17 protein-coding genes are annotated in these 20,678 nt (G+C 62.6%); 16 read left to right on the top strand and 1 reads right to left on the bottom strand.

Annotated features, from left to right (window positions below; translation table 11 throughout):
• Nucleotides 1–25 precede the first annotated feature (25 nt).
• The 3 genes from D3Z90_RS13305 (at nucleotide 26) to D3Z90_RS13295 (ending at nucleotide 3,163) form a co-directional block, all read left to right on the top strand.
• Nucleotides 26–790: an SDR family oxidoreductase gene (locus D3Z90_RS13305; RefSeq protein ID WP_136476249.1), complete on the top strand. Its 765-nt coding sequence runs from the start codon at nucleotides 26–28 to the stop codon at nucleotides 788–790.
• A gap of 120 nt (nucleotides 791–910) precedes the next feature.
• The gene (locus D3Z90_RS13300) at nucleotides 911–1,948 is read left to right on the top strand and encodes a Rieske 2Fe-2S domain-containing protein (protein WP_136476247.1); all 1,038 of its coding nucleotides are present in this window, start codon (nucleotides 911–913) and stop codon (nucleotides 1,946–1,948) included.
• A 24-nt stretch (nucleotides 1,949–1,972) separates the two neighbouring features.
• Nucleotides 1,973–3,163 carry an MFS transporter gene (locus D3Z90_RS13295; RefSeq protein ID WP_136478948.1) on the top strand — a complete coding sequence of 397 codons (1,191 nt, stop codon included), beginning with the start codon at nucleotides 1,973–1,975 and terminating at the stop codon, nucleotides 3,161–3,163.
• 5 nt (nucleotides 3,164–3,168) lie between these two features.
• On the opposite strand, the gene D3Z90_RS13290 is transcribed toward D3Z90_RS13295, so the two are convergent.
• A complete protein-coding gene (locus D3Z90_RS13290; RefSeq protein ID WP_136476245.1) occupies nucleotides 3,169–4,485 on the bottom strand; it encodes an MFS transporter in 1,317 nt (438 codons plus the stop codon).
• 236 nt (nucleotides 4,486–4,721) lie between these two features.
• Between D3Z90_RS13290 and D3Z90_RS13285 the strand changes: the two genes are divergently transcribed.
• The 13 genes from D3Z90_RS13285 (at nucleotide 4,722) to D3Z90_RS13225 (ending at nucleotide 20,675) form a co-directional block, all read left to right on the top strand.
• Entirely contained in the window at nucleotides 4,722–6,158 is a 1,437-nt protein-coding gene (locus D3Z90_RS13285) for a coniferyl aldehyde dehydrogenase (protein ID WP_136476243.1), read from the top strand.
• 65 nt (nucleotides 6,159–6,223) lie between these two features.
• The gene (locus D3Z90_RS13280) at nucleotides 6,224–7,819 is read left to right on the top strand and encodes an amidase (RefSeq protein ID WP_136476240.1); all 1,596 of its coding nucleotides are present in this window, start codon (nucleotides 6,224–6,226) and stop codon (nucleotides 7,817–7,819) included.
• Between the two features lie 132 nt (nucleotides 7,820–7,951).
• Nucleotides 7,952–9,139, top strand: a complete 1,188-nt coding sequence (locus D3Z90_RS13275; protein ID WP_136476238.1) for an acyl-CoA dehydrogenase family protein — start codon at nucleotides 7,952–7,954, stop codon at nucleotides 9,137–9,139.
• A gap of 89 nt (nucleotides 9,140–9,228) precedes the next feature.
• Nucleotides 9,229–10,938: an FAD-dependent oxidoreductase gene (locus D3Z90_RS13270; RefSeq protein WP_136476236.1), complete on the top strand. Its 1,710-nt coding sequence runs from the start codon at nucleotides 9,229–9,231 to the stop codon at nucleotides 10,936–10,938.
• A gap of 9 nt (nucleotides 10,939–10,947) precedes the next feature.
• Nucleotides 10,948–11,994: a ferredoxin--NADP reductase gene (locus tag D3Z90_RS13265; protein ID WP_136476233.1), complete on the top strand. Its 1,047-nt coding sequence runs from the start codon at nucleotides 10,948–10,950 to the stop codon at nucleotides 11,992–11,994.
• A 22-nt stretch (nucleotides 11,995–12,016) separates the two neighbouring features.
• On the top strand, nucleotides 12,017–13,666 hold the full coding sequence (locus tag D3Z90_RS13260) for a FadD3 family acyl-CoA ligase (RefSeq protein WP_136476231.1): 1,650 nt from the start codon (nucleotides 12,017–12,019) through the stop codon (nucleotides 13,664–13,666).
• A 32-nt stretch (nucleotides 13,667–13,698) separates the two neighbouring features.
• Nucleotides 13,699–14,484 carry an SDR family oxidoreductase gene (locus D3Z90_RS13255; RefSeq protein WP_136476229.1) on the top strand — a complete coding sequence of 262 codons (786 nt, stop codon included), beginning with the start codon at nucleotides 13,699–13,701 and terminating at the stop codon, nucleotides 14,482–14,484.
• A 57-nt stretch (nucleotides 14,485–14,541) separates the two neighbouring features.
• Entirely contained in the window at nucleotides 14,542–15,522 is a 981-nt protein-coding gene (locus tag D3Z90_RS13250; RefSeq protein WP_136476227.1) for a bifunctional MaoC family dehydratase N-terminal/OB-fold nucleic acid binding domain-containing protein, read from the top strand.
• A gap of 9 nt (nucleotides 15,523–15,531) precedes the next feature.
• Nucleotides 15,532–16,665, top strand: coding sequence for an acyl-CoA dehydrogenase family protein (locus tag D3Z90_RS13245; RefSeq protein WP_136476226.1), 1,134 nt, complete (start codon nucleotides 15,532–15,534; stop codon nucleotides 16,663–16,665).
• Complete coding sequence (locus D3Z90_RS13240; protein WP_136476225.1) at nucleotides 16,637–17,056, top strand: MaoC family dehydratase; 420 nt, start codon at nucleotides 16,637–16,639, stop codon at nucleotides 17,054–17,056. The genes D3Z90_RS13245 and D3Z90_RS13240 overlap by 29 nt, the downstream gene beginning before the upstream one ends.
• Nucleotides 17,057–17,075: 19 nt before the next feature.
• Entirely contained in the window at nucleotides 17,076–18,254 is a 1,179-nt protein-coding gene (locus D3Z90_RS13235; protein ID WP_136476224.1) for a lipid-transfer protein, read from the top strand.
• A 10-nt stretch (nucleotides 18,255–18,264) separates the two neighbouring features.
• On the top strand, nucleotides 18,265–19,434 hold the full coding sequence (locus D3Z90_RS13230) for an acyl-CoA dehydrogenase family protein (protein WP_136476223.1): 1,170 nt from the start codon (nucleotides 18,265–18,267) through the stop codon (nucleotides 19,432–19,434).
• A 53-nt stretch (nucleotides 19,435–19,487) separates the two neighbouring features.
• Nucleotides 19,488–20,675, top strand: coding sequence for an acyl-CoA dehydrogenase family protein (locus D3Z90_RS13225; RefSeq protein WP_136476222.1), 1,188 nt, complete (start codon nucleotides 19,488–19,490; stop codon nucleotides 20,673–20,675).
• The last annotated feature ends 3 nt before the right edge of the window (nucleotides 20,676–20,678 follow it).

The following is a 20,678-nucleotide window of genomic DNA, read 5'->3' as shown; positions in this document are numbered from 1 at the left end:
CCGTTACATCATGAGGATCAAGGTTATGCCCATTACAGCGGTCAGCGGTTCTGCATCGGGTATCGGCGCAGCAGTCTGCCAGGCGCTACGCGCCGCAGGACATCGAGTCATTGGCATCGACCGGGCAGACACTGAGGTGATTGCCGACCTGTCCAGCGCAACTGGGCGCCAGGCGGCCATCAACGCGGTGCTCGAGCAAAGTGCAGGTGTGCTCGATGGTCTGGTGTGCTGCGCCGGGGTGGGCTCAAGCGCGCTGTCCGACACCATTATTTCGGTCAATTACTTTGGTGTGACCGAGTTGCTCGATGGCCTGGCCGATGCCTTGGCCAAGGGTGACAAACCTGCCGCCACGGTGATCGGCTCGATTGCTGCCACCCACACCAAGCCAGACCAGCAAGCGATGGTCGAGGCCATGCTGGCCGGCAACGAGGCGCTCGCATTGGAACACGCCAACAGCCTGGGGCTCTCGCATGTAGCCTATGCCAGCTCCAAGTATGCGGTGACCTGCAATGCCCGCGGCAAGGCGGTTGCCTGGGCCAGGCAGGGCATTCGCCTGAACGTGGTGGCGCCCGGCGCGGTCGAGACACCGTTGCATCAGGCATCGCTGGATGACCCACGTTTCGCCAAGGCCGTTCGCGAGTTCGTGGCTCCGCTGGGGCGCGCTGGCCACCCGCAGGAAATTGCCCAGGCGGTGGCGTTCCTGCAGTCCGAACAGGCCAGCTTTGTGCATGGCAGCGTGATGTTCGTCGATGGTGGCATGGATGCCATGGTGCGCCCGACACGGTTCTAAACGGCAAAGCAATCAGTGCGCGGTGCTCAACTAGTCCATGCGGGGGATGAGCGCTTGCGCCTGCTCGGTGAGAATTGACCTGGCAAGTAACCGGGGATTTTCACACGAGGAACAATAACAATGACCAAGCTCGCAGCAATCAACATCGACACTGCACTGGCCCCTCGCTTTGGTCGAGGCTGGCACTGTGTGGGGGAAGCGGCTGACTTTCGTGACGGCCAACTGCACACCTTGAACATCTTCGGCACGCGTTTGCTGGCCTTTGCCACCTCCAACGGCCAGATCAGCGTGATCGATGCGCATTGCCCGCACATGGGCGCCGACCTTTCCCGCGGGACCCTGGTCAACGACCGTGTGGTCTGCCCCTTTCATCATTGGCAGTACGATGCCAGTGGCAAATGTGTCGAGATCCCGTACTGCAAGCGCATCCCGCCAAAAGCCAAGACCCGCAGCTGGCTGACCTGTGAAGAGAACAAGCTGCTGTTCGTCTGGAACAACCCCGAGGGTAACGCCCCGGCACAGGCCGTGGTGATTCCACATCTGCCGGAGCAGGACAGCGACGACTGGCTGCAGGACTGGCACATGGACAAGCTGGTCATCGAGACCAACCCCCGCGAACTGGTCGACAACCTGGCGGACGCCCAGCATTTTGGGCCGGTGCATTTCACCCCGACCAAGTACTTCGCCAACGTCTTCGAAGGCCACATTGCCCAGCAGATTTTCCATGGTGACTCAGAACAGCTGGGCGGCGATTTGGTAGCAGAATCTGCCTACTACGGGCCAGCAACACATTTCACCCGCATGCGTGCGATGTTCGAGGGCATGGAGATTCACTCGATCCTGCTCAACTGCCACGTACCGATCAGTGGCAACAGTTTTGAACTGCGCTTTGGCTGCATGGTGAAGAAGATCGAGGGCTGGAGCGAGGAGCAGAACCGAGCCTTGGCTCAGGACTATGTAATGCGCACGCGCGACTCGTTCTACCAGGACGTGGACATCTGGGCGCACAAGATCCGCGTCAACAAGCCGGTGCTGGCCGAAGGTGACGGTCCGGTGTACCAACTGCGCGAATGGTACGAGCAGTTCTTCATGGACGAAGCCAACGTGCCGGCGGCAATCGCCGAACGCAAAGAAATCATTACTGTCGACCACCGCTGATAAGCACCCGAGCAGGAATGCATGATGACCACGAGTGGGCAAAAAACACTGGCGATAATGCTCGCCGCCAGCTTCGCTTCGACAATTGGTGGCTTGCCGTTCAATACCTTGCCTATCCTGCTCGGTTCGATGGTCGACAGCCTCGGCTTCAGCATCGAGCAGGTCGGCCTGCTGGGTTCGGTGTGTTTCGCCGGCTACCTGCTCGGCACGTTGGTAGCAGTGGTACTGATCGACCGCATGAATTGGCGTTTGCTGACTCTGGGCTGCGCCATTGGGGCAGCCCTGGCGTATTGGCTGTCGTCGCGGCTGCCGGCGATTGCCCAACTGCCGCTGTGGGCGTTGATTGGCTTCTTCGCCGCGCTGATGACGTGCCTGGGCATGCGCATCATGGGCGAAATGGCCAACAAGGAACGCGCCCTGGGTTTACGCCTGGGCATTGAGCTGGGGGTGGTGGCTGCGGTGCTGTTTGCCTTGCCGTCGCTGGTGATCGCTTATTTCCACTACGCCGGTGCGGCCTGGATGCTCGCCTCGATCATCCTGCTGTTGAGCTTGAGCGCCTTTGCGTTACCGCGTCGCCAGGATTTCATTGCCAACGGTCAAGCGCAGACGGCGGGCTCAGTGTTGTCACGTTTTCAATTTCCCCCGGCGGCCTATGCGGCGCTGGGGTTTTTCTTCCTGTTTGGTGCCGGGCAGATCGGCCTGTGGGCGTTTCTCGAGCGCCTGGGGCATGGCCTTGCGCTGCAGCCGACCGAGCTGGGTGTCGTCTTCGCTGTGCTCAAGCTGCTCGGCGGTGCAGCAGCGTTGATTCTGGCTGCAGTCGGTGATCGCCTGGGCGTGCGCATGCCGCATGTCATCGTGTTGCTGGTGCTCGGCACGGGCCTGTTGTTGCTGGGCAACGCCGACGGCTTCTTGATGTACGCCGCGGGTGCCTGGATCTGGGAGGTGGGCTTCACCTGGGGTTGCGTCTATCAGACCGCTGCCATTGCTCGCCTGGACCGTAGCGGCCGTTCGATCATGCTGATTCCGGGGGCCTTTGCCTTGAGTTCGATCGCTGGGCCTGCGCTGGCCGGGCAACTGTTGGGCGAGGGCTATGCCACGTTGCTGTGGATCGCCGGTGGCTGCGCAGTGATTCCGGTATTGGCATTCACTTGCTTGCTGGCACGACGCCTCGACACTGGCGGTGCCGGGCCTGCACCAATTGTTGTGCAGGCCTGACCGCCTCAGGCGTAGGCTGACTGCTCGGTCGCTACGCTCAGATAACGGTAGGTGCGCCAGAGCAGGATGACGGCGATGAAGATGGTGCAACTGATCAGCAGCAAGGCGTAGCGCAACGACTCTATACCGAACGTGGGTATCAGGGTGTCACTGAGCAGCCCGGTTGCCAGTGGACCAATGCCCACGCCGCACAACGTCGTGACGATAGTCTGCAGAGCTACGGCAGTGGCGCGGCGCTGGGCGGGTACCAACTGGGTCAACAGTGAAAACGACGGGCCTACCCACCAGACCGAGAAGAAACTGGCCAGCCCGCACCAGAGCATGGCGCTGGGTACCGGAATTGCACCCACATACATGAGAATGCTCTGCGGCCAGAGCAGGTAAGTGACCAGCGCGCAGGTACCCAGCACATGGCCGAAGACCGGAATACCGATTTGCCAATGCTGGTTTTTCACTGCCAGGTGATCGGTCAGCCAGCCGCTGAACAAAGCGCCGAGCCCGGCGCAGGTGCCGCCTACCACGCCCGCGAGGATGCCAGCATATTGCAGGGGCAGGTCATGCGAGCGCACGAGGAAACTGGCGTTCCACATGGCGTAGGCGTAGGCGCTGAAGGTGGTGACCCCGCAGGCCAGCACCAGGCAGCGATAGGCGGGCAGGGCCAGCAGTTCACGAGCGTTGTCGAGCAAGCGCTGCTTGGCTGGGGCGGCGTGACTGTGAGTGAGGTCGAAGCGTCCGCGTATCGGTTCGCGCATCACCAGGGCAAACGCGGCACTGATTGCCAGGGCCGGCAAGGCGACGGCAAAAAATGCGCTGCGCCACCCGTATTGATCAACGGCCCAGGCGCCGACACTGAGGGCGATAATCGTCGAAAACGTCGGCGCAGCGGTGTAGCAGCTGATGGCAAACGAACGCCGATGGGGTGGGTAGATGTCGGCGATGATCGACATCGACGCCGACGTAGTGGGTGACTCGAATACCGCCACCGCCATGCGCGCGACGACCAGCATGGCAAAGCTGGTCGACAAGCCGCAAGCCACTGTGGCCAAGGCCCACAGCAAGCTGGTGAGCGCCAGCAGGCGCGTGCGCGACAGGTGATCGGCCATGCGCCCGGCCTGCAGGCCGAGCACCACATAGACAGCCGCGAAGGCCAGGCCCGAGACCAGGCCCATTTCCGTATCGCTGGCGCCGAACTCCTGCTTGATCGGTTCGATCATCACCGCAATGATCTGCCGACCGACGAAGCTGTCGGCGTACAACATCGCCAATAGAAACAGCAGGCCATGGCTGCGCCAGCCTGTAGGTTGAGCGTGCGTATTACTCATGGATGACTCCTGATAAAGCGGGCAGACTGCAAGCGCCTTTGGCGTATGTGGCAGTATTCCCAGCGCCAGGGTGCTTCACATCGTCTCAACGGACTAACGTTTTCGCTTCACTCGTCCACATGGACGACGCGGTCGCCGTGGCGCGAGGCTAGTTTCCGCTACAGGGCGTTGTGCAATGACGGCCATGGTGGGTACAGCGCAGTGGCGTTGGCCCTTGTTCAGTTGAGGAGGCATCAATGAGTTGTGCAATTTCTTCTGTCGACGATCTGTCGGCGCTGTTGCTTGAACAAAAAGCCGCATTCAACGCCCAGGGGGCCGTCCCGGCAGCGCTGCGTCGCGCGCGTATCCAGCGCGTGATCGACATGCTCGTGGCCCATCATCAGGCGCTGGCCGAAGCGATGGACGCCGACTTTGGCGGTCGTCCCCAGGGCTTCTCGTTGATGAATGATGTGCTCGGCTCGTTGGGTTCGCTCAAGCACGCGCGCGATCACCTCGAAGGCTGGATGCAGGATGAGCCACGGCCAGTCTTCAGCCCCTACGATCAGCTTGGCGCCGAGGCCTGGGTGATGTATCAGCCCAAGGGCACGGTGGGCATCCTGGGCACCTGGAACGCACCGCTGTACACCTTGCTCAGCCCGCTGGGCTCGGCGCTGGCGGCGGGTAACCGGGCAATCCTCAAGCCATCGGAGGTGGTGCCACGCACCGCCGCACTAGTGGCGCAGTTGATTACCGAGTGGTTCGACCCGCTTGAGGTGGGCGTGGTCACCGGCGGGGTAGAGCTGGCCCAAGCCTTTACCGCTCAGCCTTTCGATCACCTGGTGTTCACCGGCAGCACTGCGGTGGCCAAGTCGGTAATGCGCAACGCAGCGCAAAACCTGGTGCCGGTAACTCTGGAACTGGGCGGTAAATCCCCTGTCATCGTCGCCCGCAGCGCCGACCTGGCCACCGCAGCGTTTCGCATTGCCCTGTCGAAAACCACCAACAGTGGCCAAGTGTGCATCAACCCTGATTTGGTCTACGTGCCGCGCGAGCAGTTGGAAAGCTTTATCGATGCGTTCGCCAGCGCCTACCGCACGTTCATTCCAGAGGTGAGCGACAACCCCGATGTGGTCGCGGTGGTCAATCCCCAGCACCTGGCCCGGGTTGAAACCCTGGTTACCCAGGCCGAGCAAGCCGGCGCGCGGGTGCTGAGCCTCCCCTACGCACAACCGGCCGATGCGCAGAATCGCCGCCGACCGCTACAACTGGTGATCGATCCGGCGCCGGACAGCCAGATCATGCACGAGGAAATCTTCGGCCCGGCCATGGTGCTGCTGCCCTTTGATGAGGTCGACCAGGTCATTGCCCAGATCAACGGCCGCCCGCGGCCCCTGGCGCTTTACTACTTTGGCAACGACGCCGAGGAGCAGCGCCATGTGCTGGAGCACACACTGTCGGGTGGGGTAACACTCAATGATGTGATGATGCATGCCGCTTTGCATGATGCGCCGTTTGGCGGTATCGGCGGCTCGGGAATGGGGCACTACCACGGGCGCGAAGGCTTCCTCGAGTTCAGCCACATGCGCACCGTGCTCAAGGCGCCGGAACACGATCCGCGTGGCGAGTGGGGCTTGCTGCCGCCCTACAGCGAGCATTTTCTGGCAGCGATGGTGGCGCAGATCACCGCGGACTGACCGCGGGTTCTGGCGCAGGTCGAGCGTGTCGAGAAGACTATTACAATTAAAACGGAATTCAGTTCATGGAAAATAAAGCAGTGCCAGCGGCTGATACGGCCGCAGCCCCTGGCGCCGATGCTGCCGATGGCTGGCCGCGACGTCAGGTGCTCAAGGCTGGCGCAGTAGCGTTGGGAGTAGGGCTTTTGGGGCGTTTTGCCGATGCGCGCGCAGCGGGCGGGTTAACGGCCAGTGAATATCTGAGCCTGGATGCCTGGGCCATGGTCAAGGGGCTGCAAGCCGGTGATTTCAGTGCTGAGGATCTGCTGGCTGCGGCATTTGCCCGTTGCGACCTGGTCAACCCGAAGATCAATGCTGTCAATATGCGCCATGATGACTACGCCCGTGCGTTGCTGGCAGCCAGGCAAAAAGCAGGGACCCTGGCCCAGGGAACGCTGGCCGGGGTGCCGATCCTGCTCAAGGACCTCAATACTTACCTGCAAGGCACCACTACCAGCAATGGCAGCCGTTTGTTCAAGGACGCGCCGCCTTCAAGCGTAACCAGCACTTTGATCCGCCGCTACGAAGCAGCCGGAGCGGTTCCTTTCGGCAAGGCCACCAGCCCGGAGTTCGGCCTGACCACGACCACCGAGTCGCTGGCCTGGGGGCAGACACGCAACCCCTGGAACCTGGCACTGAGCAGCGGTGGCTCGTCAGGAGGCTCTGCGGCGGCAGTGGCTGCCGGTATTGTACCGGTCGCCCATGCCACCGACGGTGGCGGCTCGATTCGCATCCCGGCGTCCTATTGTGGTCTGGTCGGGCTCAAGCCGACGCGCTACCGCACCCCGAGCGGGCCCGCGCGCCTGGAAGGCTCGTTTGGCGCCAGCGTAGCCAACGTGGTTTCGCACAGTGTGCGCGATACGGCGTTGTTCCTCGATGCCGGCCAGGGCCACGAGCCTGGAAGCCCGTACTGGACTCAACCACTGCTGCGGCCCTATGCCGAGGAACTGGGCCGCGATCCAGGCCGGCTGCGGGTCGGCCTTGTGCGCGAGTCGCTGACCGGGGCAGCGCTGGACCCGGCGATTGCCAAGGTCCTCGACGAAACCATCAAGCAGTTGCTCGGCCTGGGTCACGAGGTGGATGAACTGCGCCTGCCGATTCAGGCCCAGCAGTTGTTCGGCGCCCACGGTGTGGCAATCGGTAACTCGCTACTGGTTTCGGTCAATGATCGAGAAAAGGCCTTGGGCCGCACGTTGGGTCCGCAGGACCTGGAAATCATCACCTTCGGTGTGCTGGAGCGCGCCGCCAAGGCCACGGGTGAGGGTGTGGTTCGTGCCCGGCATGCGTTTGAAGACATCAGCATGGTCATGGAGCAGCAGTTCGAACGCTTCGATGTGATCCTCTCGCCGGTCACCGCCACGTTGACCCCGGCGCTGGGCGAGCTGTCGCTCAACCAGCCGTATGAGAGCTATGCACGCAAGGCCATGGGCAGTGCGGCGTTCACCGTGCTGGCCAACGTCAGTGGGCAGCCAGCGATTTCCTTGCCGCTGGGCATGAGTGACAACGGCCTGCCGGTGGGGATGATGTTCACTGCGCGCCTGGGTGCAGAAGATGTGCTCCTGCGCCTGGCTTCGCAATTGGAACACGACCGTCCCTGGGCCGCCCGCCGCGCGTCGATTTAAACCTGCAATGGCGCCAGGGAAGGCGCCGCTGCGGTGTTCTCTAGTCCGCTTTGACGATGAATAATCGCCTGCCGCGTTCGATCATCAAGCCAGCCTCGCGCAACCGCGCAACGAGATTGGGAGAACGAACGGATGGACAGCATGCGAGTAAAAACACCGGAAGAAGTCGAACTGCTTGAACATGCCCGGCGCCTGGTGCCAGCCCTTAAAAGCCGCACCGCGCGCGCTGATCGTGATTTCCGGGTGCCGGACGAAACGATCTGCGAGTTGCAAGAGACCGGTTTGTTGCGCGCCCTGCAGCCACGCGCGTTTGGCGGCTACGAGGTAGATCCACGGACCTTTTTCGAAATCCAGACGATCCTCGCCGAAGGCTGCATGTCCACGGCGTGGATCTATGGTGTGATGGGTGTGCATCCCTGGCAGTTGGCGCGCTACCCGATCGAAGCCCAGCGTGATGTCTGGGGCCCGGACAACGCCACGTTGATCTCCTCCACCTACATGCCGGTGGCCAAGGTCACCGTGGTCGAAGGCGGCTATCGCATCAGTGGGCGCTGGGGCTTTTCCAGCGGCAGCGAACACTGCCAATGGTGCTTCCTCGGCGGTGTGCTGCCAGCCGATGACGAATTTGCCGCCGAACATGGCACCTTCCTGATCCCGCGTAGCGACTACCGTATCGAACACAACTGGGACGTGCTGGGTTTGCGTGGCACCGGCAGCCACGACATCGTCGTCGAAGATGCCTTTGTGCCGGCGCACCGCGTGCAGCGCACCAACAACCCCATGCCCGAAGCGACCCCGGGGCGCCTGGTCAATACCAACCCAATCTATGCCATTCCCTTTGCCCAGGTGTTTACCCGTGCCGTTTCCACCTCGGCCATCGGTGCCTTGCAGGGCGCGATCAACGAATTTCGCGCCAACGCGGCGGCGCACGTCGGCAAGCACGGGATGAAAACCGCTGATGATCCGGTGGCACAGATCACCGTGGCAGAGGCGACCATCATCGTCGACAGCTTGAAGCTGGTGCTCGAGCGCAACTACGCGCACCTGATGGAACTGGCCACGGCGGGCGAATACCCGGATGTTGAAACACGCCTGTTGTACCGCTACCAGTCCTCGTATGTGACCAACGTCTGCGCCGAGAAAGTCAGCGAACTGCTGCGCTGCATGGCCGCTTCCGGGCTCTACAGCAGCAACCCGGTTGCGCGCCTGTTCCGTGACCTGCACCAGGCGCGTGGGCATATCGCCAACAACTTCATGGCGTTCGGTCGCAGCCTTGGCGCTGTGCAGTTGGGCCTGCCTAACCCTGATCCGTACGTCTGAGCCATGCCCGGGCCTGTCTGAAGGCCCGGGGTTGCTTACCTCGCGCGGCATGCCGGGGTACTTTCGATCACAGCCAAGGCACAACAACAATGACAGCTAAAGCTCAGTCAACTTCCCACTACGACGTGATTGTGGTCGGCTCCGGCGCAGGTGCAATGACCTCGGCGCTGTTTGCTGCCGAGCAGGGTCTATCAGTACTGGTTGTCGAGAAAAGCGACAAATTCGGCGGCACGTCGGCGATTTCCGGTGGTGGTATCTGGATTCCCAACAACCACTATTTTGCCGCCAAGGGCGGGCGTGACAGCTTCGAGCTGGCCCTGCAGTACCTCAAGGCGGCGACCGGTGAACATGGCGATGAACCACGCTTGCGCGCCTACCTTGAACACGCGCCGCAGATGATCCGGGCCCTGGAAGAGAACAGTCACGTACGTTATGCCGTGGCGCACAAGTACCCCGACTACTACCCGCAACTGCCAGGCGCTCTGGCGGGCGGACGCACTCTGGACCCGGAGCTGTTCGACACCGGCCTGCTCGGTGATGAACTCGCCAATCTGCGCACGCCGTCGCCATCGACCCTGTTGATGGGGCGTATCGCCTGGACCGCCCGCCATGCGCACAAAGCCATGTCGCGCTCGTTCGGCTGGCGCCTGCTGATTCTCGGCCTGATGTTGCGTTACAAACTGGATTTCAAATGGCGCCGCAAGGGCCGCCGTGACCGCCGTGCCGCCCTGGGCAGTGCCTTGGTCGCGTCGCTGCGTCGCTCGTTGATGGACCGCAAGGTGCCGCTGTGGTTGAACACCGATTTTCAGGCGCTGCTGACCGATAACGGCCGCGTCACCGGGGTGCAGGTCAGCCGTGACGGGCAGCCCCAGCAATTGCATGCCCGTCGCGCGGTGATCTTCGGCTCCGGGGGCTTTGAGCAGAACCAGGCCTTGCGCGAGCGCTTCTTGCCGCAGCCGACCGCGCGCGACTGGAGCGCCACGCCACCGGGCAACAACACCGGTGCCGCACTGCAGGCCGGGATGGCGCTGGGGGCAGCCACCGCCCTGATGGACTGGGCCTGGTGGGCACCGACCATTGCCGTGCCCGGCGAAGAGAAACCGCGCGGGGTGTTTGCCGAGCGGGCGTTCCCCGGCGCCATTGTGGTCAACAGCCTGGGACGGCGCTTCGTCAACGAGGCGGCGCCGTACCTGGAATTCGTCGATGCCATGTACCGCGATAACCACGGCAGCGGTGGCCAGTCGATTCCAGCCTGGGTGATCTTCGACGCGCGCTTTCGCTTCAACTACGCCATGGGCCCATTGATGCCGGCCCAGGTCATGCCGGACAGCCGCCTACGCAAGGAATGGCTCAATACGCTGTACTTCAAGGCTGACAGCCTGCCGGCGCTGGCCGCGCAGATCGGCGTCGACAGTACCGGACTTGAGCAGACCGTCAAGCGCATGAACGAATTCGCCCGTACCGGTATCGATACCGAGTTCGGCAGGGGCGGCAATGTGTTCGACCGTTACTACGGCGACAGCAACGTCAAACCCAACCCCTGCCTGGCGCCGCTTGGCAAGGGACCGTTCTATGCGATGCGCCTGGACGCCGGCGACATCGGCACCAAGGGCGGGCTGTTGACCAACGAACATGCCCAGGTGGTCAGCGAAACCGGCGAGGCCATCCCAGGCCTGTATGCCATCGGCAACTGCTCGGCATCGGTGATGGGCACCAGTTATCCCGGTGCGGGCGGGACCCTTGGTCCGGCCATGACCTTCGGGTACATCGCGGCCAATCACATTGCCGCCAATCGGTGAGGATCTTTCATGTCAGCCGCTGCCACTGCAAGCCTGGATTACCTGACCCTGCGCGTGACCCGCGTGATCGAAGAAACCGCCGACAGCCGCTCGCTGGAATTTGAAGTGCCCGATGCGCTGGCTGAGCGCTTTCGCTATCGACCCGGGCAGTTTCTGACCCTGCGCGTGCCGCACCAGGAGGCCTGGTTGCCGCGCTGTTACTCGCTGTCGAGTACGCCACTGCTCGACGAGCCGTTGCGGGTCACGATCAAACGGGTGCGTGATGGTCGTGCCTCGAACTGGTTGTGCGACGCCGTGCAGGCGGGGGACAACCTGCAAGTGTTGGTGCCGGCCGGAGTATTTGTGCCGCGCCAACTGGACACCGACCTGCTGCTGTTCGGGGGCGGTAGCGGTGTCACCCCGGTGCTGTCGATTCTGCGTTCGGCACTGCTGGCCGGAAACGGGCGAATTCTGCTGATCTACGCCAACCGTGATGAAGCGTCGGTGATCTTTCGCGATCAACTCAAGGCCCTGGCGGCGGCGCATCCGCAGCGCCTGCAAGTGATTCATTGGCTCGACTCGGTCCAGGGCATCCCGACGGTGAGTCAGTTGGCCGAACTGGCACGCCCCTTCGCCAGCGCCGAGGCGTTCATCTGTGGCCCGGGGCCGTTTATGGAGGCTGCTGTTGACGCCCTGCAAACCCTGGGCATGCCCGGTAAGCAGGTACACGTCGAGCGCTTCGTTTCCCTGCCCGAAGAGGGCGAGGTCAAGGCGCTGCCGGCCGTCGACACCAGCGGCCCTGGTAGCCAGCTTTCGGTGCGCCTGGACGGTGAAGAGTTCGAGGTGCCGTGCGCCGAAGGCGAAACGCTGCTCGAGGCGATGCGCCGAGCGGGCCTGCAACCCCCCAGCTCATGCCTGGTGGGCTCATGCGCCACCTGCATGTGCACGGTTGAAAGCGGCGAGGTGCAGATGCTGCGCAACGAAGCCCTCGACCAGCAGGAAATTGACCAGGGCTGGACGCTGGCTTGCCAGTCGCTGGCCCGTAGCGAGCACCTGCGCGTGCTCTTTCCCGAATAATACGATTGCCGAGTTTTTCACTATGACTGCATGTACCGCTTCACTGGGCACCTTGCATGCCTGGAACCCGCTGCCGTTGTCGATCCCTGCCTTGTTGTTCGCCAGTGCCCAACGCTATGCCGGTCGGGCCGCTATCGAGCAAGACGGCATTGTCACTGATTACCAGGCGTTGCCAGGGTTGGCGCTGGGGGTTTGCCGTAGCCTGATGGCACTGGGGATCGAGGCGGGCGACCGGGTGGCGATCTGGGCACCGAACTGCCGTGACTGGGTGATTGCTGCGTTGGGCGTGCATTGCGCCGGAGCGGTGCTGGTGCCGATCAACACGCGCATGAAAGGCGCCGAAGTGGCCGATATTCTCACGCGCAGCCAGGCCCGTGTACTGCTGATGCAGGGCGCGTTTCTGGGCCTTGACTATCAGGCGATGTTGGCGCCGTTGCGCCCGCCGAGCCTCGAACAGTTGGTGCTGTTCGGCCAAGGCCAGCCACAACAGGCAACGGACCTGGACTGGGCGACGTTCCTCGCCAAGGGCGCGGCAGTCAGTGAGGCACACGCCCGCCAGCGCGCAGAGGCGGTTAGCGCCGAGGACCTGTCCGATCTGCTGTTTACCTCCGGTACCACCGGCAAGCCCAAGGGGGTGATGAGCGCCCACGGCCAGAACGTGCGCGCCTTCAACGAATATGTGCGGGTGATTGGCCTGCAGCCAGGTGATCGCTACCTGATCATCAACCCGTTTTTCCATGCCTTTGGCTACAAGGCCGGCTGGCTGACCTGCCTGCTGGCGGGCGCCACCATTCTGCCTCATGCGGTGTTCGATGCCGAGGCGGTATTCCAGCGCATTGCCGCCGAACGCATCAGTGTCCTGCCGGGGCCACCGACCCTGTACCTATCGATGCTGGCGCACCCGCGCCTGGCTGAAACCGACCTGTCGAGCCTGCGTATTGCCGTGACCGGCTCATCGACCATTCCTCCCGTGCTGATCGAGCGCATGCGCCGCGAGCTGGGCCTGAAGGTCGTGACCACCGCCTACGGCCTGACCGAGTGTGGCGGCCTGGCGACCATTTGCAACCCGGATGATCCTGCCGATATCGTCGCTGCGACCAGTGGCCGGGCCATCGCCGGTACCGAGGTGTGCATCCGCACCCGCGACAACCAGCCTGTCGCCGAGGGCGAATCCGGAGAAATCTGCCTGCGTGGCTTTCATGTCATGCGCGGTTATTTCAATGACCCCGAGGCCACGGCGCAGGCTATCGATGCCGAGGGTTGGCTGCACACCGGCGACATCGGCAACCTGGATGCGCAGGGCAACCTGAAAATCACCGACCGGCTCAAGGACATGTTCATCGTCGGTGGCTTCAACTGCTACCCGGCAGAAATCGAGGCTGGCCTGATCGAACACCCAGCCATTGCCCAGGTCGCGGTGATCGGTGTCGCCGATGAGCGCATGGGCGAGGTGGGCTGTGCCTGCGTGGTCCTGCGCAGCGGCCAACAACTGGACGAGCCGGCACTGATCGCCTGGGCCCGGGAACGCATGGCCAACTACAAGGTGCCGCGCCACGTACGGTTCTTCCAGGCGCTGCCGGTGAATGCTTCGAACAAAGTGGTGAAAAGTGAATTGCGCCAGGCGGTTTTCATCGTCCATTCAGACGAAGTTGCCGAGCGCGTTTCTCCTTAGAGTGACCCTAATACAAGCATGAGGAACGTGCCATGAGTGGTCATTCGCAGCTGGATTACAACGGCAAGGTAGTACTGGTCACCGGCGGCACTAAAGGAATCGGCGCAGGAATTGCCCGCAGTTTTCTTGCAGCCGGCGCCACGGTGATCGTGTGTGGGCGCACCGCGCCAGAGCAATTGCCAGGTGTTGGCGCTGCGCAGGCGGCGTTTATCGCCGCCGATGTGCGCGACCCGGACGCCTTGCAAGGCCTGTTTGACAGTATCCAGCACGAGTATGGGCGCCTTGATGTGCTGATCAACAATGCCGGTGGTAGCCCTTCGGCCGACGCCGGCAGTGCCTCGCCACGGTTTCACGAGGGCATTATCCGCCTCAACCTGATTGCCCCGCTCAACGTTGCCCAGCACGCCAATCGGCTGATGCAGGCGCAGGCCGGCGGCGGTTGCATTGTCTTTATCGGCAGCATCAGCGCGCTGCGCGCCTCGCCCGGCACCGCAGCCTACGGCGCGGCCAAGGCCGGGGTGCTGGCCCTGGTGCAGTCGCTGGCGGTCGAATGGGCGCCGAAGGTGCGGGTGGTGGCCGTCAGCCCTGGCCTGGTGCGCACCGAGCTTGCCCATCTGCACTACGGCGACGAAACCGGTATCGCCGCAGTCAGCGCCGGTATTCCGGCCGGGCGCATGGCCACCCCTGAAGACATCGGCAATGCCTGTTTGTACATCGCTTCCTCGCAGGCGTCCTACGCCAGCGGTTGCAACCTGTTGCTCCATGGTGGCGGTGAACGCCCGGCTTATCTCAGCGCAGCGCAGGTTGCGCCGCACTGATCGACCCACGTTGGCGTTGCAACCGCGGGCGCCACTTTGAACACGCAGGAGACTCTCTTGGCTGATCCAGAATTGCTATCCAAAGTACGCGCCCTGGTTGGGCGCCAATACGGTCGCGTGAACGCCTGGGACGAAGTCAACGCGCCAATGATTCGCCAGTGGTGCGAAGTCATCGGCCTTGAAAACCCGCTCTACACCGATCCCTTGACGGCCGCCAACAGCTGCAACGACGGCATCATTGCGCCGCCGCCAATGCTGCAGATCTGGTGCATGGAAGGCTTTCACATCAATAACTACGCACCGGGCTCGACCACCGAGAACCCTTATGAAGTGCTCACGCTGATCGAAAGCTACGGCTATCCGTCGGTGGTGGCGGTGAACTCGGAGCTGACCTTCGAACGCAACCTGCGCCTGGGCGAGAAGCTGTACTACACCACACGCCTGGAATCGGTTGGCGATGAGAAAACCACGGGCCTGGGCACTGGCTTCTTCGTCACCCTGGTCATGAGCTACTTCTCGCAACTGGCGAGCGGCGACGAGAAGGTCGGCGAGCTGTTGTTCCGGGTGTTCAAGTTCAAGCCGGCCAACGTCGAGAAACGCGAGGCCACGCCGCAAGCCGAAGCCGGCGCAGCCCCGGTGGCCAAGCGTCCAGCCCCGGGTATCAGCGATGACACGCGTTTTTTCTGGGAAGGCTGCCAGCAGGGCAAGTTGTTGATCCAGCGCTGCACCGAGTGCGCCACGTTGCGTCATCCACCGGCGCCAGTGTGCATGGAATGTCATTCGTTCGACTGGGACACCCTGCAAGCCAGCGGCAAGGGCAAGTTGTACTCCTTTGTGGTGATGCATTACCCGCAGGTGGCGCCGTTCGACCATCCCAACCCGATCGGCTTGATCGAGCTTGACGAAGGTGTGCGCCTGCTTGCAGGCCTGGCCGGGGTCAAGCGTGAAGACATAAACATTGGTCAGCGGGTGCAGGTCGAGTTCCAGACCTTCGACGACGACCTGGCGTTGCCGTTGTTCCGGCCGTTGGCAGAGTAGGGGGCTGTTATGGACTTTGAACTCAATGAAGATCAGCGCGCCATTGCCGAAATGGCCGGCAGCCTGATGAGCGACTTTTGCACCGACGAGTACCTGCGCGACTGGGATCTTTCCGGGCAGGCCTATATGCAGCAATTGTGGGCCAGCTGTGTGGAGACCGGGCTGCACGCCCTGGCCATTCCCGAGGTGGCGGGTGGCAGCGGCCTGGGCATGATCGAGCTGATGCAGATCCTCGATGCCCAGGGCGGCGCTCTGGCGCAAGTACCGCTGTGGCGTCACCAATTGGCGGCAGCAACCTTGGCGCAGTTTGGTGGTGCGGCAGTGGCCCCGTGGGTTGAACGGGCCGTCGCGGCGACGGGGTTATTGACCCTTTCCCTTGATGGCCTGACCAACGTGCGCGGCATCGAACTGCACGCCAGCCCCGAGGCGGACGGCTGGCGCCTGGACGGACGTATCGCAGCGTTGGCCCTGGCCGAACAGTCGAACGCTGCGCTGGTATTGGCCCAGGTCGCAGGACAACCACGGCTGGTACTGGTCGATTTGCAGCAGGCCGGTATCCGTAGCGTGCCTGGGGTCATGACCCATGGCGAAGCGCTGGCAGACCTGCAGGTGGAGGGGGTCATGCTCAGCAGCGATCACGTGCTGCCTGGCGCGGCGCTGGACTGGCTGGCTCCGCGTGCCATTGCAGCCCTGGCGTCGTTGCAGTTGGGCGTCAGCGCCGAGCAGGTGCACCGCACGGTTGCTTACGTGAGTGAGCGCCAGCAGTTCAACCGCAGTATCGGCAGCTTCCAGGCCGTGCAGATGAGCATGGCCGACACCCACGTGCAGCTTGAAGTACTGCGCAGTGCCCTGTGGCAACTGTGCTATCGCCTCGACGCCGGACTGCCAGCGCCTTCCGAGGCCCTGGCCACTGCGTACCTGGCGTGCGAGGCCGGCCACCGCATTGGTCACACCGCACAGCATGTGCACGGTGGTATTGGCGTTGACCTTTCATACCCAATCCATCGGTTCCTGTATTGGAGCCGGGCACTGAGCAGTGCATTGGGAGGATCGTCGGCGATCCTGGAACGTCTCGGCGACTGGCTGAGCGATAACGACACCTTGGGATGGAAATATGACCTCGATGAACACCAAGCGCTTTGAAGACGTACGCTCTGGCGAACAACTGCCCGAGCTGACCATTGCGATCACTGTCGGCCTGATCGCTGGTGGTGCGATTGCCACCCGCGACTACTTCCCCGGCCACCATGACCTGGAGGCTGCACGGGAGCTGGGTTCGCCGCATATTTTCATGAACATCCTCACCACCAATGGTCTGGTACAGCGTTTCATCGAGCAATGGAGTGGCCCGCAGGTGCAGTTCCGTGCGCTGAAAATCAAGCTGGGCGCACCGAACTACCCCGGTGACAGCATGACGTTCAGTGGCGAAGTTACCCATCAGGATGCCGCTACGCGCAGCCTGGAAGTGGCCCTGAAGGGCAAAAATTCCATGGGCAACCACGTGACCGGCACGGTCACGCTGGTTCTGCCCTGACTCGCGGGAGACAGCAAAAATGACGAATTCGTCGATTTCCGGGCGCGCCGCCATTGTCGGCTTGGGCGCGACCGAGTTTTCCAAGAACTCCGGGCGCACCGAATTGCGCCTGGCCATGGAAGCGACCCTGGCAGCGCTCAAGGACGCCGGGATCGATCCCTCCGAGGTCGAGGGATTCAGTTCCTATTCGGTCGACAAAGTCCCCGAGTATGAAATTGCCCGACTGTTGGGCTGCAAGGACGTCAAGTTCTTCTCCCAGGTGCCGCACGGTGGCGGCGCCGCCTGCGGGCCGGTCATGCACGCGGCAATGGCGGTGGCCACCGGCGTTGCCAAGGTGGTGGTGGTTTATCGGGCCATGAACGAACGCTCCTGGTACCGCTTTGGCACCGGCAGCTATGGTTTTGCCTCGACGCCGACCTTTGAGAACGTCAACTACGGCTGGTACATGCCCCACGGCTTTCACACGCCTGCAGCCTGGGTCGGCATGTTCGCCCAGCGCTACATGCACACCTACGGTGCAACCTCCGAAGACTTCGGTCGGGTCGCGGTAGCGGTTCGCGACTTTGCCGCCACCAACCCCCAGGCCTTTTTCTACGGCAAGCCGATCACCCTTGAAGAGCACCAGGCGTCACGCTGGATCTGTGAGCCGCTGCACTTGCTCGACTGCTGCCAGGAATCCGATGGCGCGGTAGCGATGGTCATCACCTCGGCAGAACGTGCCAGGGACTTGCGGCAAAAGCCGGTGATCATCAAGGCCGGCGCTCAGGGCATTGCGGCCGGGCAGCAGGTAATGACCTCGTTCTACCGTGACGACATCACTGGCCTGCCGGAGATGGGTGTGGTCGCCAAAGAGCTGTACAGCCAGTCGCGCCTGGGCCCGGATGACTTGCAGACCGCAATCATCTACGACCACTTCACGCCCTTTGTACTGCCGCAACTCGAAGAATTCGGCTTTGCCAAACGCGGCGAAGCCAAGGACTTCATTCGTGCCGGGCATCATGCACGTGGCGGCAGGCTGCCGATCAACACCCATGGCGGCCAGTTGGGCGAAGCCTACATCCACGGGATGAACGGCATCGCCGAAGCGGTTCGTCAGGTCCGGGGTACGGCGGTCAACCAGGTGCAGAGTGCGGAAAACGTGTTGGTCACTGCCGGAACCGGCGTGCCTACCAGCGGCCTGATCCTCGGCGCAGTATAAGGAGCGTCCCATGTTCGTCGATCTTACCCCCGAACAGCGTGCGCTCAGACTCAAGGTCCGGGACTACTTCCAGAACCTGATGACCCCTGAGCTACGCGAGAAAATGCGTGGCACCGAAGGCGGCGAACTGTTTCGCCGTACCATCGCCCAGATCGGTCGCGATGGCTGGCTGGCGGTTGGCTGGCCCAAGGCCTATGGCGGTCAGGGCTATGCCGCCACCGAGCAGCTGATCTTCTTCGAAGAAGCCAACATTGCCGGCGCGCCGCTGCCGTTCGTGACAATCAGCACCGTGGGTCCGGCGTTGATGGCGCACGGCTCGACCCTGCAGAAAGAGAAGTTCTTGCCCGGCATTGCTGCCGGTGAGATCAACTTTGCCATCGGTTACTCCGAAGCCAGCGCCGGTAGCGACCTGGCAGTGCTGAAAACCACTGCCCGTGAAGATGCCGATGGTTTCCTGGTCAACGGCAGCAAGCTCTGGACGTCGGGCGCCGATTCGGCCGATTACATCTGGCTGGCGGCGCGTACCGACCCCGAACAGGCGCGGCACAAGGGTATTTCGATCCTGATTCTCGATACCCAGGCCGAAGGCTTTTCCAGCACCCTGATTCCGACCTCCGGAAACCCCACGGCCGCGACGTATTACGATAATGTGCGAGTGCCACGGGACATGCTGGTGGGCGAACTGCACGGTGGCTGGAAACTCATCACCGCGCAGCTCAACCATGAGCGCCTGGGCTTGGGTGCCTGGTCTGACAAAGTGGTGAGCCTGTTCAGCAGGGTGTATTTGTGGGCACGCTGCGCCGATGAACAGGGCCATCGCGCCACTGACCATGCCTGGGTGCGCCGCGACCTGGCCGAATGTTATGCCCGGCTTGAAGCCATGCGCCTGATCAACTTTCGCATCGCCGCCGACCTGGAACGTGACCGTGTCGACGTGGCCCTGGCCTCGACGACCAAGGTCTACGGCTCGGAATCGGCGATCGAGATCCTGCGCAAGCTGTCGGCCATTCTCGGCGCCAGCGGCTTGACCCGCGCCGGTTCCGCAGCCGCTTATCTGCTTGGCGAGCTGGAGTATGAAGTACGGGCGTCGGTAAACCTGACCTTTGGCGGCGGTACCAACGAAATCCAGCGCGAATTGATCGCCCAGTTTGGCCTGGGGATGCCGCGCACGCAGCGCTGAGTCACCTTGTACCCTTGAAGCGAATAACAATAACGTCCCTTTCAGGTGAACGAATGAGTGCAATTGAGCAATTCAGGCAAGCGACGCGTGACTGGCTGGAGGCCAATTGCCCGCCGTCACTGCGCACCGCCACTCCCGACGGCGAGATGGTCTGGGGTGGCCGCCATGTAGAGTTTCCCAGCGATGACGCTCGCCTGTGGTTCGAGCGCATGCGCGACAAAGGCTGGTTCTGCCCGCAATGGCCCAGCGAGTACGGCGGTGGCGGGCTGAGCGCCGAGCAAAACGCGGTACTGGAAAGTGAGCTGCGCCGACTCAAGTGTCGGCCGGCGCAGATCAACCTGGGTATCTGGATGTTGGGCCCGGTGCTGCTCGAATTTGGCAGCCAAGCGCAGAAACAAACACTGTTACCGCCAATGTGCCGGGGAGAGATACGCTGGTGCCAGGGCTTTTCCGAGCCCAACGCTGGTTCCGACCTTGCCAGCCTCAAGACCTCGGCGGTTGTCGATGGCGACGATTTCGTGGTCAACGGCACCAAGATCTGGACCTCTTACGGCGACAAGTCCGACTGGATGTACGCCTTGGTGCGCACCGACCCCAGCGCACCCAAGCACCTGGGCATCAGCCTGATCGTGCTGGACATGCAAAGCCCGGGCATCAGCGTCTCGCCGATTGACTTGATCAGCGGCAAGTCGGCCTTTTGCCAAGTGTTCTTCGATAACGTGCGCGTTCCGCAAAGCCAGTTGATCGGCCCCCTCAACGGTGGCTGGAACCTGGGCAAGAGCCTGCTGCAGCATGAGCGCAAGGCCATGTCCAAGTTTGGCGAATTCAGCCTGCCGTCGCACTTTCACCTGTTGCCGCTGATCGAGCGCTACCTGCCAGACAGCCAGTCGCCTTGCGACGTGGCCTTGCGCGCCCGCGCCCAGGCCTGCGCAATGAATGAACATGCCTACAACCTTACCGTTCAGCGCATGGGCGAGGAGGCCAGGGCCGGGCTCGATACCAGCGCGATCATGGCGATCATGAAACTGGTCCACACCGAGCAGGAGCGCGACAAGTTCGAGATTCTCCTCGATGCCCTGGGCTATCGCGCCCTTGGCCTTGAAGGCGAGCCGTTCAGCAGCGAGGAACTGGCAATTACCCGTGGCTGGCTCAACAGCTATGCCCTGACCATTTCCGGCGGTTCTTCGGAAGTGCAGTTGAATGTCATCGCCAAGCGGGTCTTGAACCTGCCGAGTGTGTAAGGG

It is taken from the genome of Pseudomonas sp. DG56-2 (assembly GCF_004803755.1).
Taxonomy (GTDB): Bacteria; Pseudomonadota; Gammaproteobacteria; order Pseudomonadales; family Pseudomonadaceae; genus Aquipseudomonas; species Aquipseudomonas auratipiscis.
Note: the sequence above shows the minus strand (reverse complement) of the source record. Positions and strands in the feature narration are given on the sequence as shown.